The organism is Pseudovibrio sp. Ad37 (assembly GCF_001623075.1).
GTDB lineage: Bacteria > Pseudomonadota > Alphaproteobacteria > Rhizobiales > Stappiaceae > Pseudovibrio.
In genome coordinates, this window is record NZ_LMCF01000223.1 from 56,220 (window position 1) to 72,212 (window position 15,993).

13 protein-coding genes are annotated in these 15,993 nt (G+C 50.9%); 2 read left to right on the forward strand and 11 right to left on the reverse strand.

The features are described from left to right. Positions 1 to 5: 5 nt before the first annotated feature. From PsAD37_RS26080 to PsAD37_RS26100, 5 genes are all read right to left on the reverse strand, one after another. Complete coding sequence (locus PsAD37_RS26080) at positions 6 to 1,988, reverse strand: long-chain fatty acid--CoA ligase (protein ID WP_063298563.1); 1,983 nt, start codon at positions 1,986 to 1,988, stop codon at positions 6 to 8. A gap of 450 nt (positions 1,989 to 2,438) precedes the next feature. Beyond that, positions 2,439 to 4,019, reverse strand: coding sequence for a TRAP transporter large permease subunit (locus PsAD37_RS26085; RefSeq protein ID WP_063298564.1), 1,581 nt, complete (start codon positions 4,017 to 4,019; stop codon positions 2,439 to 2,441). A 6-nt stretch (positions 4,020 to 4,025) separates the two neighbouring features. After that, positions 4,026 to 4,559, reverse strand: a complete 534-nt coding sequence (locus PsAD37_RS26090; protein ID WP_057461842.1) for a TRAP transporter small permease subunit — start codon at positions 4,557 to 4,559, stop codon at positions 4,026 to 4,028. 129 nt (positions 4,560 to 4,688) lie between these two features. Continuing rightward, positions 4,689 to 5,777, reverse strand: coding sequence for a TRAP transporter substrate-binding protein (locus PsAD37_RS26095; RefSeq protein WP_063291083.1), 1,089 nt, complete (start codon positions 5,775 to 5,777; stop codon positions 4,689 to 4,691). Between the two features lie 704 nt (positions 5,778 to 6,481). Then, the gene (locus PsAD37_RS26100) at positions 6,482 to 8,344 is read right to left on the reverse strand and encodes a DUF1007 family protein (protein WP_063298565.1); all 1,863 of its coding nucleotides are present in this window, start codon (positions 8,342 to 8,344) and stop codon (positions 6,482 to 6,484) included. A gap of 230 nt (positions 8,345 to 8,574) precedes the next feature. Here PsAD37_RS26100 and PsAD37_RS26105 point away from each other — a divergent pair, with 230 nt between their 5' ends. Beyond that, positions 8,575 to 9,663 (forward strand): Glu/Leu/Phe/Val dehydrogenase, encoded by a 1,089-nt coding sequence (locus PsAD37_RS26105; RefSeq protein WP_057461845.1) that lies wholly within the window; start codon positions 8,575 to 8,577, stop codon positions 9,661 to 9,663. Between the two features lie 14 nt (positions 9,664 to 9,677). Here PsAD37_RS26105 and PsAD37_RS26110 read toward each other — a convergent pair whose 3' ends face one another. The 5 genes from PsAD37_RS26110 to PsAD37_RS26130 form a co-directional block, all read right to left on the reverse strand. Then, on the reverse strand, positions 9,678 to 10,619 hold the full coding sequence (locus tag PsAD37_RS26110) for a LysR family transcriptional regulator (RefSeq protein WP_063298566.1): 942 nt from the start codon (positions 10,617 to 10,619) through the stop codon (positions 9,678 to 9,680). 26 nt (positions 10,620 to 10,645) lie between these two features. Further along, positions 10,646 to 11,170, reverse strand: a complete 525-nt coding sequence (locus PsAD37_RS26115; protein WP_063298567.1) for a DUF2937 family protein — start codon at positions 11,168 to 11,170, stop codon at positions 10,646 to 10,648. Between the two features lie 19 nt (positions 11,171 to 11,189). Next, positions 11,190 to 12,167, reverse strand: coding sequence for a WD40 repeat domain-containing protein (locus PsAD37_RS26120; RefSeq protein WP_063298568.1), 978 nt, complete (start codon positions 12,165 to 12,167; stop codon positions 11,190 to 11,192). 6 nt (positions 12,168 to 12,173) lie between these two features. Continuing rightward, positions 12,174 to 13,265: a GTP-binding protein gene (locus PsAD37_RS26125; RefSeq protein ID WP_063298569.1), complete on the reverse strand. Its 1,092-nt coding sequence runs from the start codon at positions 13,263 to 13,265 to the stop codon at positions 12,174 to 12,176. Between the two features lie 158 nt (positions 13,266 to 13,423). Next, a complete protein-coding gene (locus tag PsAD37_RS26130) occupies positions 13,424 to 13,660 on the reverse strand; it encodes a hypothetical protein (protein ID WP_208860326.1) in 237 nt (78 codons plus the stop codon). Between the two features lie 194 nt (positions 13,661 to 13,854). Between PsAD37_RS26130 and PsAD37_RS26135 the strand changes: the two genes are divergently transcribed. Beyond that, positions 13,855 to 15,033: a pyridoxal phosphate-dependent aminotransferase gene (locus PsAD37_RS26135; RefSeq protein WP_063298571.1), complete on the forward strand. Its 1,179-nt coding sequence runs from the start codon at positions 13,855 to 13,857 to the stop codon at positions 15,031 to 15,033. A 7-nt stretch (positions 15,034 to 15,040) separates the two neighbouring features. Here PsAD37_RS26135 and PsAD37_RS26140 read toward each other — a convergent pair whose 3' ends face one another. Continuing rightward, on the reverse strand, positions 15,041 to 15,487 hold the full coding sequence (locus PsAD37_RS26140; RefSeq protein WP_057461853.1) for an AprI/Inh family metalloprotease inhibitor: 447 nt from the start codon (positions 15,485 to 15,487) through the stop codon (positions 15,041 to 15,043). Positions 15,488 to 15,993 lie beyond the last annotated feature (506 nt).

Here is a 15,993-nt window from a genome sequence, read left to right on the forward strand (position 1 = left end):
TACAGTCATTCTGCCGCCTCCCCAATCGCGGACATTGCTTTAGTGCTATGGGTGTCCATGTCCCGGATCTCGACAGTGGCTTCAATTGTGCCTTGACGGCCATCTTCGAAGGTCACCTCGGTCACCACATGCTTGGAGGTCTCACCCGCATAAAATGCTTCAATCAGAGGCGCATAACGGTCAGCAACGAAGTTACGACGGACTTTCTGAGTACGTGTCAGCTCACCATCATCCGGATCCAGCTCTTTATGCAAAACAAGGAAGCGTTTGATCTGGGCACCAGCCATCATTGGTTCTTCAGAAAGATCCTTGTTCACCTGATCCACATGGCTTTGGATTGTTTTGTAAACGTCAGGATGTGCGGCCAGTTCCTGATAGGAAGCATATGCAATATTGTTCCGCTCAGCCCAGTTACCAACCGCAACGAGATCAATATTCACAAAGGCACAAACGTAGTCGCGCTCATTCCCAAAGGTCACAGCTTCTTTGATGTTCGGGAAGAACTTCAGCTTGTTCTCAATGTACTTCGGCGCAAACATGGAGCCGTCAGTCAGCTTGCCCACGTCCTTCGCGCGATCGATGATCTTCAGGTGCCCATTCTCAAGGAACATGCCAGCATCACCAGTGTGAACCCAGCCATCCTCAGTCTTGGTATCCTTCGTTGCCTCATCGTTCTTGTAATAACCAAGGAACGCGCCCGGTGAGCGATACATGACCTCACCACTCTCCGCGATCTTCACCTCAACATCTGGCATAGGAACGCCAACCGTATCAGCATAAATCTGGCCATCAGGCTGTGAGGTAATGAACACAGAAGATTCCGTCTGCCCGTAAAGCTGCTTCAGGTTCAGACCGATTGAGCGGTAGAACTTGAAGATCTCAGGACCAATCGCTTCACCCGCGGTGTAAGCCACACGAACACGAGAAAAACCCATCTCGTTCTTCAGCGGCCCGTACACGCAGAATTCACCGACAGCATACTTGATGCGCTCAAACAGAGAGACTTTCTCTCCATTCAAAATGCGCTCACCAACCTGGTTTGCATAATTGAGGAAGTAGTCAAACAGCTTCTTCTTCATCTTGCCCGCATCTTCCATGCGAACTGTGATGTGCGTCAGCATACCCTCAAACACCCGCGGCGGTGCAAACATGTAAGTTGGGGCAATTTCCTTACGGTCAATCGAAACTGTTTCCGGACCTTCAGGACAGTTCACACAGTACCCGGCTGTAAGACACTGTGCGTAGGAGAACACATGGTCACCCACCCATGCCATCGGCAGGTACGCAACTGTGTCTGCATTCTCATCGAGATTATCAAACTTGTTCGCGTTCTGAACAGCAACAACCAAGTTATTGAAGGTCAGCATCACCCCTTTCGGACGACCAGTCGTACCGGAGGTGTAAAGGATCACAGCAATGTCTTCACTCTTGCCAGCACTGACGGCATCAAACCAGTCATCAGCAAGCTTCTCATCGTTGTCGAGCAGAGTCTGCCCGGCTTCCTGAACGCTCAGGTAACGATGAAGGCTTGTGTGGTCGTAATCACGAAGGCCTTTAGGGTCTTCGTAAATGACGTGCTCGAGCAGCGGCAGCTTCTCAGACATCTCAAGCAGCTTATCAACCTGCTCCTGATCTTCAACAACCGCAAAGCGCACTTCTGCGTGGCCAAGAACGTAGGCGATCTCTTCTGCCACTGAGTCAGAATAGACTGGGATCGGAATACCACCCAACGCCTGCACTGCGGCAAAAACCCAATAAAGATGCGGACGGTTTGCACCAATCACCGCAACCTTGTCGCCCTCTTTGCACCCAAGGCTCTTGAGCCCCAGAGAAAGCTTGCGCACTTCTCCAAGGACCTCACGCCAGGTCCAGCTTTGCCAGATCCCGAGGTCCTTTTCGCGATACGCGGGACGATCCCCCCATTCCCGCGCATTCCGAATAAGCAACTGCGGAAATGTGTCCATACCCGCTGACGGAGGCACCTGCATCTTTGAATCACCTCTCACCAAAGGTCACCTTGTGCCTTTGGTCTGCCTGTTTACTCTGAGGAAATACGAAAGACTAATAGCCCCGCCTCGCAAGTCCTCCACCTGCGAGCTCCTCCCTGGACTTATTCTTAGCAAGATACGAAAGCTTTTTTAATGGGTTTTATTCATTGCGCGTTGCAACCTTGAGCACTTGTGCAATGCAAAACTGTGATATTTCAACGAGTTACATTCAAAAAAGTCTATACTAAGGTATACATGCATTATATTTGTCACGCATAAGCGAAATACTATAGGTAAATCAATGCCCAATACTTTTGATTAGGTTTCAATTCCTTTTTGTAGATCATTGGACTAAGTCAAAAAAGAATCACTACTTTGGGCTAGTGGCACTGCAACAAAAAAGGAGCGCGAATACTCGCGCCCCTTACATATACTAAGCGATTACTACTTTTAGCCGTAGATCACTTTCGGCAACCATGTTGCCATTTCCGGCAGGTACCACAGGATGATCAGCATCAGAACCTGAATGAGAACAAACGGGATGATACCGAAGTAAATGTCTGAGGTTTTCACTGACGGCGGCGCCACACCCCGCAGGTAGAACAACGCAAAGCCAAACGGAGGCGTCAGGAACGATGTCTGTAAGTTTACAGCCATCATCACACCCAGCCATGCAGGGCTCATCGGTTCACCATTAGGCATCTCAAGCTGCAGCAGAATTGGTGCAACAAGCGGAACAACCACGAACACGATTTCCAGGAAGTCCAGAAAGAAGCCCAGCACGAACATTACAGCCATAACCGCAATGATAGCACCCAGCGCACCACCCGGCAGACCGGTCAGCGCTTCCTTCACCAGTTCTTCGCCACCCAGATCACGAAAGATCAGGGAGAAGAACGTTGCGCCGATCAGGATCACAAACACCATACAGGTGATCTGTGTGGTCGACTGCATCACTGGCATAAGTACTTTCTTCGCCATCACACGGTAGAGCGAGACGAGCAATCCATAAGCGAGCACTGCACAGGAAAGCCCTGCAACCCAGATACCAATCATATCACCAGTCGGGATCACGGTACGTGCCACACGCAGGTCCATGAAGGATGTCAGAACCAACATCACAACAAGAGACAGCACAGCCAGATACACCGGCCAAGGTTTGTCTTCTTCCATGCGGTATCCAGCAAGCAGCAACGCACCAACAGCACCCACAGCAGCAGCTTCAGTTGGTGTCGCAATACCTACAAGAATTGAACCAAGCACCGCGATAATAAGCGCGATTGGCGGCACAAGAGCATGAAGAACCTGACTGAGGGTTGGTCCCGCAGATCCATCATAACGCATTGGAGGCGCTTTGTGCGGCTGTGTGAACGCAACAAACAGCTGGTACACAATGTAAAGGCCAACAAGTGCAAGACCTGGAATAAGCGCCCCTGCAAACAAATCCCCTACAGAGAACGGATCTGGAGCAAAGTTCCCCATCTCACGCTGAGCGATCTGGTAGCCGTTAGAAAGCTGGTCAGCAAGAAACACAAGCACGATGGAAGGCGGAATAATCTGCCCCAGCGTCCCCGATGCCGCAATCGAACCACAGGCAAGACGTGGGCTGTAACCGTTACGCAGCATGGTAGGCAGAGACAAAAGCCCCATAGTCACCACGGTAGCGCCAACAATACCGGTTGAAGCAGCCAGCAGAGCGCCCACAATCGTTACAGAAAGCCCGAGACCGCCAGGCATACGCCCAAACAACCGGCCCATGGTTTCTAGCAGCTCTTCCGCAACCTTGGAACGCTCCAGCATCACCCCCATGAAGATGAAGAGTGGAACCGCGATCAGGGTTTCGTTGGACATGGTGCCGAAAATTCGGCTCGGAATTGCGCCTAGCGTCACGCTGCCGCCAAAGAACGACGCGATCAGAGCGAAAATCAGTGCGACACCAGCAAGAGTAAATGCAACAGGGAAGCCCGCCAACAAACAAATACAGGCAACCGCAAACATCAAAATATCAAGAGTATGAAGAAGTCCATCCATCTCCGATTACTCCTGGATCTGACGGAATGAGTCGAGTGCCTTCTTGTCACCGCGAAGGGCAAGAACACTTCGAAGAATAATGGCGACACCCTGTAAGGAAACCAGAACGGCAAAGGCAATAATCGCACTCTTCAGAAGATACCGTCCTTGAATACCGGATGCCTCCTGAGACCCTTCCCAGATTGCCCAGGAACTGAGCACATAGCCCCAGGACCAGTAAATAATCACCGCACACATCGGAAGAAGGAAGAACACCGAACCGAGCAGGTCAACCATTGCTTTGATACGTGGGCGAGCATCCCGGTAAAAGATATCGACCCGCACGTGCCCATCTACGCTTAGCGTATAAGCAGCAGCCGACATAAACAGGAAACCGTGCATGTAGGTGATGGATTCTTGCATCCAGATGGAACCGATACCGAAAACGTATCTCATCACCACCACTGTAAATTGGACAAGCACAATGCCCAAAGTCAGCCAGGCGCAGCTCTTGCCGATGCCACGATTGACTGAGGTAATCAGGTTCATTAGGGCGCGCATGCCCGCCTCTTCGTCTTGGTCTACACCAAGCCTCTAGGATTATTATTGGGCCCCAAAGGCCAAGATAGAGCTCTTGAAAGAAAAGCTCCCCGCAAGGATTGCGGAGAGCGTGTGCAGCAATAAGTAAAATTAACCCAGGATACGATCGCGAGCTGTCAGGTAGTTACGCTCAGCAAGGCTGGACCATGCAGAGGTTTCCTTACGAGACTTGAGGTAGCTTTCGTAGATGCGCTTGGAGAGGTCATCTGTTTCAGCCACTTCAGCAACAACTTCTTCAGCTTTACGGCCGATAGCATCGAACACGTCATCAGAGAAGTCACGAACCTGAACGTTGTGCTTGGTCAGGAGAGTTTCCAGAGCAGCACCGTTGTTGTGGTTGTACTCAGCGAACATGTAGTTGTTCTCTGCCATACACGCAGAACGGATCAGCTCCTGCTGACCAGGTGTGAAGCTTTCCCAAACACCTTTGTTCATGCCGAAGGACAGACCAGCACCTGGCTCATGGAAGCCTTTGGTGTAGTAGTACTTAGCAACTTTATAGAAACCAAACGCCATGTCGTTCCATGCGCCTACCCACTCGGTTGCGTCGATCGCGCCGGACTGCATTGCTGGGAAGATTTCAGAGCCAGGAAGCGCAACAGCTGATGCACCCAGACGGCGAAGAACTTCACCACCCAGACCAGGCATACGCATTTTCAGGCCTTTGAGGTCTTCAAGAGATTTGATCTCTTTATTGAACCAGCCACCTGCCTGCAGACCGGTGTTACCAGCCAGGAAGGATTTAACATTGAACTGACCAGCCAGCTCATCCCAAAGCTGTTGACCGCCACCGAAGTGCATCCATGCTTCCAACTCAGCAGCTGTCATGCCCATTGGAACGGCAGTGAAGAAGCCAAATGCTTTGTGCTTGCCGAGCCAGTAGTAGTCAGCAGCGTGGTACATGTCAGCTGTACCATTAGAAACAGCGTCGAAGCTCTCAAATGCAGGAACGAGTTCACCGGCAGCAAACAGTTTTACAGTCAGCTGACCTTCACTGGCAGCAGTGATGCGGTCAGCGATGCGCTGTGCGCCAGTACCAAGACCTGGGAAGTTCTTAGGCCAGGTGGTGACCATTTTCAGTTCGCGCTTGCCAGCTGCGAGTGCTGGAGCTGCAAGAGTAGCTGCGCCAGCGGTTGCACCTGCCAAACCAGCATTTTTCAGAAAACTACGGCGGTCCATAAAAACTCCTCCCAAGAGCTTCTTAAATCAAATCTCTTTATGCCTCCGCAGAATTGAACCTCTTCCATTGAGATCTCTGCGACAACATGACCAACTTCTTATAACCCTAAAACTACGTGAAAATACAAGGAAATCTGCACCCTATTGGACAAATTAATTATTCTTGGATCAACTGAGCGCACCTCATCTATGCGTTATCAACCGAAACCAGCCGCAACGTAACTATCGAAACATTTTTAGGAATCTCCGCCCTTGAGGGCTAACAATCAACCTCCAAAATCGGAATTCATAGCCTTTTATTTCAATGTTAATAAGTCAGTCTACATGACCTAACTGACTTGAGCATTGCTCCATTAATCTTCTGGGTGAATGAAGCCACACAGGTGGTAGATGCTTTAAAATACAATAATTTAGAGGAAACTAATCTACAGTTTCAGCTGAAACCGAGCAGAGGCATGCAGACGCGATGCCGCCCGATAAATCGAAGGCCTTAGACCTCAATCAGGTCGGCATTGCAAAGCAAAGACAGCTAACATTCAAAGATGCGCTCAGATGTACAAACAGCTATCCACACGAAGGTGTGATTTTCTACACGTTCGCGCATTAACGATAGCGCGAATTTCTTCGAAAACACCCATACGAAATTGCTTGAAAGCAAATTTCTCAGCCATTTCGAGAGCGATTCTTCCAAAAACTGCCGTAATCTAGAACAGACCTGCCGTTGCGCCACCATTCAGCCCGACAATCAGCATCAACGTTCCCATCAGCAAAATCGTCAGAGCGCCAACCACCTCAAAACCACGCAGAATAACCGTACCAGCCTGACTGTCAGCACCCCAGATCCGCAAGGCGACTTCACGTGAGAGCACTGCGAGACTCGCCAGAACCGAAACGGTAATACCTGTCCCCAGTGCCATCACAAGTGTGGAGGCCACACCTGCCCAAATCATGCCCTGAGAAAACGCAAACGCAAGCACGATCAAAGCACCGGTACATGGACGAAGCCCCACTGCCAGAATGATCGACCAGATGCTTGTGAGTGTCATGGCTGAGTTCTGAACCATCTTCGGATCAGGCGCATGCGCATGCCCACAGCTGGAACAAACCTCTCCATGCTCTGAGTGCTCATGGTGATGATGGTCGTGATCGTGGTCATGAAAATGCCCGCAGCTCGAAGCAGGCTTTTTACCAAACCATGGCTTCAGAACACGTTGCCAAACAAGGTAGAGACCAAGCAGGAAGACCAGCACATAAGAGCCAAGCTCAAACCAACGGGCTGTTGCATTAATCGCCGTACTGGTCAGATGCAAAAGAACGCCTGCCCCGCCAACCAACACAATCGCAGTCACCGCCTGCGCAAAGGCAGAAGCAAAGGAGAGCGCGATCCCTTTCTTCAAAGTCTGCTCATCTGCAATCACATAGGAGGAAATCACTGCCTTGCCGTGTCCCGGCCCTGCAGCGTGGAACACACCATAGGCAAAGCTGATCAGCATCAGAAGCCACCCGGCAGAAGGGTTGTTGCGGAAGTTTCTCAGCGCGCTTGTCAGCTTAAGATAAAACTCATTCTGCAACCGGGTAATAGTCGCCATGCCTTGCTGGAAGATATTCATATCCGGACCACGAAGCTCAGCAGAATCCGCACTCTCACGCTCAGAAACGGAAGACAGCGTCATCGGCTCACCACCTTGCGCAAGCGCTGCCACTGCATCTTCTGCAGACACAAGAGCGCTCTCAACTGGCCCAGGTGTAATCTCGGAAATGAATTTCGTATTGCCTGTAGAAACTGTTGTAATCGCCACACCATCGCACGACACAATCACCTGATTAACGAGTGCTGCTGTGTACCCCTGCAAATTTTCAGGAACATTGCGCTGGTCAGCACCGATGGTTGCCAACTGAGCAGCAATTTGCCCGTCCAACTCAGGTGGGTGGACTAGTTCAACAGAGCATTTTCCGGGAGCATTCTTCAGTGTCACGGCCATATCTGCCTTAGGCCACTTGAAGTCGATGTAGTAGGTTGGGTCATAAACATCGAGTGTGATCGGCTTGTCAGCCTTGATCTTCTCTTTGAGCGGCAGTGTGAAGCTCAACTCCACCAATGACACGGGGCTCGTGTCTGGCTTGCTGCGTCCAGCTGCAATCTCTTCAGCAATTGCTTCTCGGTCTTCATCGCTGATCAACCAGTAATCATCAAAGGCCACCTTGATCATTTTCATGGACGGATCAAATGGCTCAGAGAAATCTATCTCCGCTTTGCTATCATCCCCAAAAGTGAAGTAGCCATATTCTCCAAGACCCTGAATGTTGATCTTGGCCAGCTCATCCAGCTCATTTCTCTCAAAAAATCCATTCTGATTGGCATCCAATCCCTGCACAGCATAGGCCGTATACAGGTCGTCAAACAACCATTTGTGCCGAATATGAGTCAGATACCCATCATCATCAAACACCAATTCGGCGCGCGCCTGCACAAACATATGCGGATGCGCTGCAACCTGTTGAGAAGGCAATAGAAATACCAACAGCATGCAGAATGCGGTCAAAAACCGTAGGAGCTTATGAGACATGGTGCCTTAACAATATGTGAGAACCCGACACGACAAGTGTAATAAAATAACGGCAAATTCAAGACCCATTTATTGAAGGCCCTGAGATACGATTTTCCCGTAATTTAGAATCATTCGGATAATTCTTCCGAATTTGATGCTCATGACCTACGAAATAAACCGGATATTGCTTTAAGAATAAACCAATATCCCGGCAACGCTTGTTGTTCAATTTCGTTTGGGAGGGCTGAATGAACGTGCCATTGCATAATAAAATAACGATCGATACCTACATGACCCCATTGGATCATCCAGAATTCGCTGGCCACGAGCAAATCGTATTTGCAACAGACAACGAAACGGGCTTGAAAGCGATCATCGCGGTTCACAACACCAACCGCGGTCCCGGTCTCGGTGGATGTCGCATGTGGAACTACGCAAGCGCAAATGAAGCTCTGACTGATGTTCTCCGCCTCTCAAAAGGCATGACCTATAAGAATGCATTGGCTGACCTTGCTTTGGGAGGAGGAAAGTCAGTCATCATCGCAAACCCGCGCACTGATAAGACCCCGGAGCTTCTCAGAGCGTTCGGCAGACACATCAATCGCCTTTCCGGCAGCTACATCACTGCAGAAGATGTGGGCATCAGCTCAGACGATATGGAAATCATTGGCAGCGAAACTCAGTTCGCCCGTGGGACTGATGCCACTGGTTTTGGCGACCCATCGCCGTACACTGCACTGGGAACCTTCGTTGGGATCAAAGCAGCTGCCAAGCACAAATTTGGCTCTGAAGACCTCTCAGGCCTGACTGTATCACTCAAAGGACTGGGTCATGTGGGATATGACGTAGCACGTCAGTTGCATGAAGCAGGCGCTAACCTGATTGTCTCCGACATCTATGATCCGGCAGTGACCCGCGCAATCGAAGAGCTCGGTGCATCCAGCGTGTCTCCAGACGACGCACATCTCGTCAAAGCGGATATCTTTGCCCCATGTGCGCTTGGCGGTGGCCTGAATGCTGCAACTATCCCGGAGCTGAAAGTAGCTGTGGTCGCAGGAGCCGCAAACAATCAGTTGGAAACACAGGAAGATGGCGCAGCACTCATGAAGCGCGGCATTCTGTACGCTCCAGATTACGCCATCAACGCAGGCGGTGTAATCTCTGTCGCTTTGGGCGAGCCTGGTGCATCAGACTCAATCGTGCGTCAGAAGACCCTCGCGATTGGTGGCACGCTTGCTCAGATCTTCGATCGGGCCGATGCAGAAAAGCGACCAACCAACATCATCGCAGATGAGTTGGCTGAAGAGCGCTTTCAGCATCACCATAATCCAGCTTAAAACGGAGGGCTGATCTAGCCCTCTTTTGGCAAAGGTCCATCAAGCATTTTGGGGCAGTCACCATGCTGCTCCAATTGCTTGTGCCAGTTGACCATGTAATCAACAAAGGCACGCACCTTGGCTGACAGATGCCTACGATGCGGATAGACCGCGTACATCGCAGGTCCCGGCACTTCGTAGTCTTCTAATGCTGGTATCAGCGTGCCTGCCATCAACTCTTCCAGCACATAAAAGATCGGCAAACGCACAACGCCGAGGCCTGCCAGCGCCGCCGCAACCGCAGTCTTTGCACTGTTCACATACATCGGTCCTTTAACGGGAACAGAAAACCGCTCTCCATTTGCCAGAAACATCCAGTTGGTCTTGTGCTTGTAGTTGGTATCGATGATGCACGGCATACTCGCCAGATCACTTGCCTTCTCAGGCATGCCATGCGCTTCCCAATACGCAGGAGAAGCACAAACCACGACACGAACGTCACGAATCTTCCGCGCAATCAGGCTGGAATCCTCAAGCTCGGCCACACGGATAGCAACATCGTATCCTTCCTCGACAATATCGACGAAGCGATCTTCCATCTCAATATCCAGCTCAACGCGCGGATGTGCCTGCAAAAACGAGGCAAGCACTCTGCCCAGCGTCGCCTCAGAAAAGGAACGCGGCGCACTCAGCCGCAACCGGCCACGCACCTCCCGATGGTCTTGCTGTACCGCATCTTTCAGGTCATCAAACCGCTGCAACAGCTCACCGGCTTCACGGAAGTAGGCTTCACCAACCTGGGTCAGAGAAATCTGGCGGGTCGTCCTGTTCAGCAGGCGCACGCCCAGTTCGTCTTCCAGCTCGCTCACATACTTGGAAATAAGCGCCTTGGAGCGCCCCATATCCCGTGCTGCAGCCGAAAAGCCACCGCTTTCTACCACCTGCAAAAAACATCTAATTCGTGTGATGGAATCCATCGATCAAACCTCATAGGTGGTCGCAGTCAACGAGCATCAGCCTGTTGTCTTTGTAGGCGCTTCCGGCGACGTCTCACACGTCCTGTAATGCCAACCATCCGCAAGAGAAACAAACCCGCCGCAAACCCAAGTCCAGCCAGCACTCCACCTTCAATGGTCACAGGCACAGCAGGCTCAAAATCTTCCCAGGTTGCCTTGGAAAGTTTGGTGTCTGGCTCTTTCATAAAGATCCAGACGCGCTCAAACACAGCAGCGGTTTCCATCGCCAGTTGCTGTTCTTTCAAAGCCTCAAGGCGATCCAATGACCGCTCAACACTCATCCCGCGCAACTGCACAAACTCATCCGCGCTCTGTGCCATATGCGTTAATGCAGAGGATGCGGTCTTGTTGGTCGCAGTCGCATCCGCAACAAAATCGGCTTTCACTTCCTCCAGCGCATCAATAGCGCCGCCCATACGCTGACGGTATTGCTGGGCGAACTCAGGAAGCTGAGAGGTCACAGTGCCGCTTACAAGCGCAACGCCAAGCGTCAATACCCTTGCAAACATCATTGCAAACCTCCCCTCTAAGTTAATCGACCAGAGTGATCACTCCAGCAGCACCTTCTTCCGTACCAAATGCCAGCCGGTTCCCCTTCTTATCCCAGGCAAGGGCAGAAACAGGACCAGCACCCGGACGGCGCAACAGCACTTCAGCATTATCGTGGAACCGAACGGCCATCACCATGCCATCCTGATAGCCAATTGCCACCATTTCTTCGCTCGGATGGCAGCAAACAGTCGTCACCATGCTGTCCCCGCGCACACCAAGCTCCAGAGGTGCCTGCCCCATAGGACCACTTTTGCCCATAAACGGCCAGAGGATCGCAGCCTGAGCACCGGACGTCGCCAGATACTTGCCCTTGGCAGACCAGCTTACAGACTTCACTTTGCCCGGATAACCGGTCATGCGCATGTCTTGGCTGTCGGCCAAACGCCACCCGTGCAGAGCGTTCTCCTGCATAGTGGTCACAAGGTACTTTCCTTCAGGAGAATACGTGACCAGACTATGCGCGCCCTTCCAGCTCAGCTCTTGGGGATCACCAGCGGCATTCACCCAAAACAAAGTCACGCCATCATAACGAGAAGCGGCAAGACGCATGCCTTTCGGCGCAAAAGCCAGACCAGCAAACGCACGCGGCAGCTGAAACTCTTTGATCTCGCCGCTTTTCAAGCGAACCCAAGCCGTACGACCAGATGCATAGGCCACGCTATCCTGCGGGCCAGCAGCAATAATGTCGATCCATTTGCGCGGCTGCTCGGCAAGTTCTTCAACACGGCCATCACTGTGGACCTTGCAGATCCGGCCATCGCCACCGCCAGTAATCAAAGATTTGCCATCCAGAGATGGCGTTGCACAAAGCAAACCGTTTTTGTGAACCGGCGTTTGTGTTTCCGGCCCACCAGCAAAAAAGACTGAACCTTCACCACTGGCAAAGGCAGCTACATCACCCAGAAATGTCGCAGAAACAACAAATCCATCAGTATCAAGAGGAGCAGTTACAGGCACCAGAACTTACTCCGCAACACAAGCTTCAAACGCAGTTTTCAGCGCAGCACCATCCAGCTCACGGCCAATGAAGACAATGCGGCTTTCCCGCTTCTCATCATCCCGCCAGTCGCGCTGATGATTGCCTTCTACGATCATATGAATGCCTTGCACCACATAGCGCTGTGGATCATCCTTGAACGACAGAATTCCCTTCATGCGCAAAATGTTCGGCCCTTGAATCTGCGTAATCTGGTTGATCCAGTCAAAGAAGACTTTCGGGTCCAGATCACCAACCGTGAAGGAATAGGACTTCACAGAGTGCGTGTCCTCATGATCGTGATCACAGTCAGGTCCGCATTCATGGTCAGCGTGGCCATGATCATGATCGTGTCCATGATGGTGATGATCGTGATCATGGTCGCAATCCGGACCACACTCATGATCGTGCGCGAGTTCAGCTTTTTTCAGGAACTCCGGATCCAGATCGAGAATACGATCCAATTCAAAGGCACCACGATCCAGAACATCCGAAATCGCAATCTGACAACGCTCTGTATGATGGATCTTCGCATACGGATTGATCTTACGGATCGCCGCTTCAACACCAGCCAGTTCTTCTGCTGAAACAAGATCGGTCTTGTTCAGCAAAATCACATCTGAAAATGCAATCTGATCTTCTGCTTCCTTGGTGTCCTTCAAACGCTGCTGAACATGGCGAGCGTCAACAACTGCAACAACAGCATCCAGCTTTGCCGCTTCACGCACGTCATCATCCATGAAGAATGTTTGCGCAACAGGAGCCGGATCTGCAACGCCGGTGGTCTCCACGATGATCGCATCAAACGCACCCTTGCGCTTCATCAGGTTCTCAACAGTACGGATCAAATCACCACGAACAGTACAGCAAATACAGCCGTTGTTCATTTCATAAACTTCCTCGTCAGACTCAACGAGAAGATCATTGTCGATACCGATTTCGCCGAATTCGTTGACGATCACAGCATAACGCGTGCCATGGTTTTCGCTCAAAATACGGTTCAACAAGGTGGTTTTACCTGCGCCCAGATATCCGGTCAGCACGGTAACAGGAATACGGCTATCAGCAGCCTCGGACATTTACGTCTCCTTAGATGGGTGCGCGCTTGCTTAATGTGCGCATAAATCTCGTGCCCTCAATATAGACAGTTGCTCTGCCAGCAAAAGACCCTAGCTGCTGATTAGCTGTTATCGCCACTTCTGTCCCCCAGGAATTGGCGAGTAACTCTCAACCAGCATCACAATCCAAGTTTGCGCCGAAGCTCCAGAACAAGCAGAAAACCGATGCAAAAGATGATGAAGAACACCACAAAGCTAATGGCAACCGGCATACTGCTGTTCAGCAAGGGAGAGAAGAAAAACATATAAATCAAAATCATCATCGCCATTGTCACAACAATGCGCGCCGGGCTTCTCGTTACAAACTGAAAAACACCCATAGACCTGATCTTCTCAGGTACACGAAGACCACTCATAAAAATCTCCAATCAAAATACATAATGATCCTAGGCACGTTATTTGACAGAAGCAAGAAGCCAACACCGATGGCTTAAACAGGACCACCCCACCTCCAGCACTCAACCCACTCAACTAATTTCCGTTTGCATTCAATCGTTTCCATCCCCTACCATCCAGCCAATTGTTTTGGGGGACTGGGAGGCCAACCATAATGCTGAAAACCGTAGAGGCGTTTGACCGCATCGGGGACGAGAACGCATTCGCCGTTTTGGCACGTGCAACTGAGCTTGCTCAGCAGGGCCGCAATATCATCAATCTTGGCATCGGCCAGCCAGACTTCAACACACCGGAACACATCGTAGAGGCAGCCGTCAAAGCCTTGCGCGATGGCCACCACGGTTACACCAGCGCAACGGGCATTCTCCCACTCCGCGAAACCATCGCATCAAGCCTGCATGCGGAAACAGGCACGCATGTCTCGCCAGACAACGTCATGGTCGTTCCCGGCGGCAAAGTTACCATGTTCATGGCAATCCTGATGTTTGGTGAGCCTGGCAAAGAGATCCTCTATCCAGATCCCGGCTTCCCGATCTACCGCTCCATGATTGAGTTCACTGGAGCAACCCCAATCCCAGTACCAATCCGTGAAGAAAACAACTTTGCTTTTTCGGCGGAAGAAACCCTCAATCTGATCAATAAGCGCACAGCACTGCTTATTCTCAACTCCCCAGCCAACCCAACAGGCGGCGTGACGCCGCGCTCTGAGATAGAGAAGCTGGTGAAGGGATTGGAAAACCATCCAAACCTGCCGGTCCTATCTGACGAGATTTACTCCCGCATGACCTATGACGGGCTTAAGCACACGTCCTTAATGGAATTCGAGCAGCTCAAAGACCAACTCATCCTGCTCAATGGCTGGTCCAAAACTTGGGCTATGACAGGCTGGCGCATGGGCTATTCCGTCTGGCCGGCTTCTCTTATTGATAAAGCCCGCAAGCTTGCCGTGAACTGCTGGTCATGCGTCAACACACCCAGCCAATACGCAGGCATTGCCGCCATCGAAGGCCCACAGGATGCAGTAGATCAGATGATGTTGGCTTTTGACCGACGACGTAAGCTCGTGGTGGAGGGACTAAACGCCCTGCCCGGCATCTCCTGCAACACACCCAAAGGCGCCTTCTACGCCTTCCCGAATATCAAAGAAACAAAATGGCAAGCCAAACCCTTGGCTTCAGCACTCTTGGAGGAAGCCGGTGTTGCGCTCATCGGCGGACCTGATTTTGGTGTCCTGGGAGAAGGATATCTGCGCTTCTCCTATGCCAATTCAGAGGAGAACATCAGCCGTGCATTGAGCCGTGTGGGTGATTTCCTAAGCACCCACACCAAATAGGAAAGCTCTAACGCTGCGCTGTCACCACAATGGCCTTTTCGATCAAGTCGGAAAGGTCTGGGGCATTACTGTCCTGATGCACAGGCTGCATGATGAGGAACAGAGAGGAAGGCCCAACCGAGGTCAACCCATCAAGCTCATCAATATCAAACTGGAGCACGACTTTCCCGTCTGCATCCAACAATGATAAACCATCATCAAAGCTCCACTGCCACGCTGTGGCTTTGGAGATAGGCGCATAAAGCCCCTGACAATTCTTGGTCTCAAACGAGTTGCCATATCCACTCGCAGCAGGCTCAGAACCAAGCTGCGCGGAGCAGGTTTTAGACGACAACACATCAGAAATTGACCAGTGACCAGAAATTACACTGGCTTGACCGGATAGGACGCCAAAGCTAGCTAACGCCAGGGTTGCGCCGGCAGCTACTACTGTTTTTCTCAAAATCCCATGCATACGAACAGCCTCCAGGATCTGTTTTATGTACAGATTCTGGGCGCAATCAGTTAACCCAAGGTTAACAGGAAATTAAGTGAGAGATAACAGATCTAAAAACATAACTTATTCATGGATTTAACTCAAAAACAAATACACGCATTACTTGTTGAGTACAGATACAATCTAAAATAAATCTAATTACATACTAGTTATTATTTACATGAAGTGCAAAACGCACTCGTTTTAGGTGATTTGCATTTCGCATCAAAAGACAACCAAGCAAGGCAAGCCAACCAAAACTCAAAGGCCACCGCGAGGAGCACTCAAAAATGAGCAGTCCTCTCAACCTAGCGAAGCGAGTCGATTTAGAGAGTTAGCCAACGAGAAGAACCATACACGTCATGGCGAGTGTAAAAAAACCAAACATCTTCAAGTCTTTATGATCTTCGATACTTCCACGAGAACTGACCATGACGAAACTCCAAACGCAATACAAGATGCCGCTTAGATAAGCGCGGCATAGT

What these genes read in the sequence shown, in the direction of transcription:
- PsAD37_RS26080 (WP_063298563.1), bottom strand. Translation starts at nt 1,988, where the DNA reads ATGCAGGTGCCTCCGTCAGCGGGTATGGACACATTTCCGCAGTTGCTT.
- PsAD37_RS26085 (WP_063298564.1), bottom strand. Translation starts at nt 4,019, where the DNA reads ATGGATGGACTTCTTCATACTCTTGATATTTTGATGTTTGCGGTTGCC.
- PsAD37_RS26090 (WP_057461842.1), bottom strand. Translation starts at nt 4,559, where the DNA reads ATGCGCGCCCTAATGAACCTGATTACCTCAGTCAATCGTGGCATCGGC.
- PsAD37_RS26095 (WP_063291083.1), bottom strand. Translation starts at nt 5,777, where the DNA reads ATGGACCGCCGTAGTTTTCTGAAAAATGCTGGTTTGGCAGGTGCAACC.
- PsAD37_RS26100 (WP_063298565.1), bottom strand. Translation starts at nt 8,344, where the DNA reads ATGTCTCATAAGCTCCTACGGTTTTTGACCGCATTCTGCATGCTGTTG.
- PsAD37_RS26105 (WP_057461845.1), top strand. Translation starts at nt 8,575, where the DNA reads ATGAACGTGCCATTGCATAATAAAATAACGATCGATACCTACATGACC.
- PsAD37_RS26110 (WP_063298566.1), bottom strand. Translation starts at nt 10,619, where the DNA reads ATGGATTCCATCACACGAATTAGATGTTTTTTGCAGGTGGTAGAAAGC.
- PsAD37_RS26115 (WP_063298567.1), bottom strand. Translation starts at nt 11,170, where the DNA reads ATGATGTTTGCAAGGGTATTGACGCTTGGCGTTGCGCTTGTAAGCGGC.
- PsAD37_RS26125 (WP_063298569.1), bottom strand. Translation starts at nt 13,265, where the DNA reads ATGTCCGAGGCTGCTGATAGCCGTATTCCTGTTACCGTGCTGACCGGA.
- PsAD37_RS26130 (WP_208860326.1), bottom strand. Translation starts at nt 13,660, where the DNA reads ATGAGTGGTCTTCGTGTACCTGAGAAGATCAGGTCTATGGGTGTTTTT.
- PsAD37_RS26135 (WP_063298571.1), top strand. Translation starts at nt 13,855, where the DNA reads ATGCTGAAAACCGTAGAGGCGTTTGACCGCATCGGGGACGAGAACGCA.
- PsAD37_RS26140 (WP_057461853.1), bottom strand. Translation starts at nt 15,487, where the DNA reads ATGCATGGGATTTTGAGAAAAACAGTAGTAGCTGCCGGCGCAACCCTG.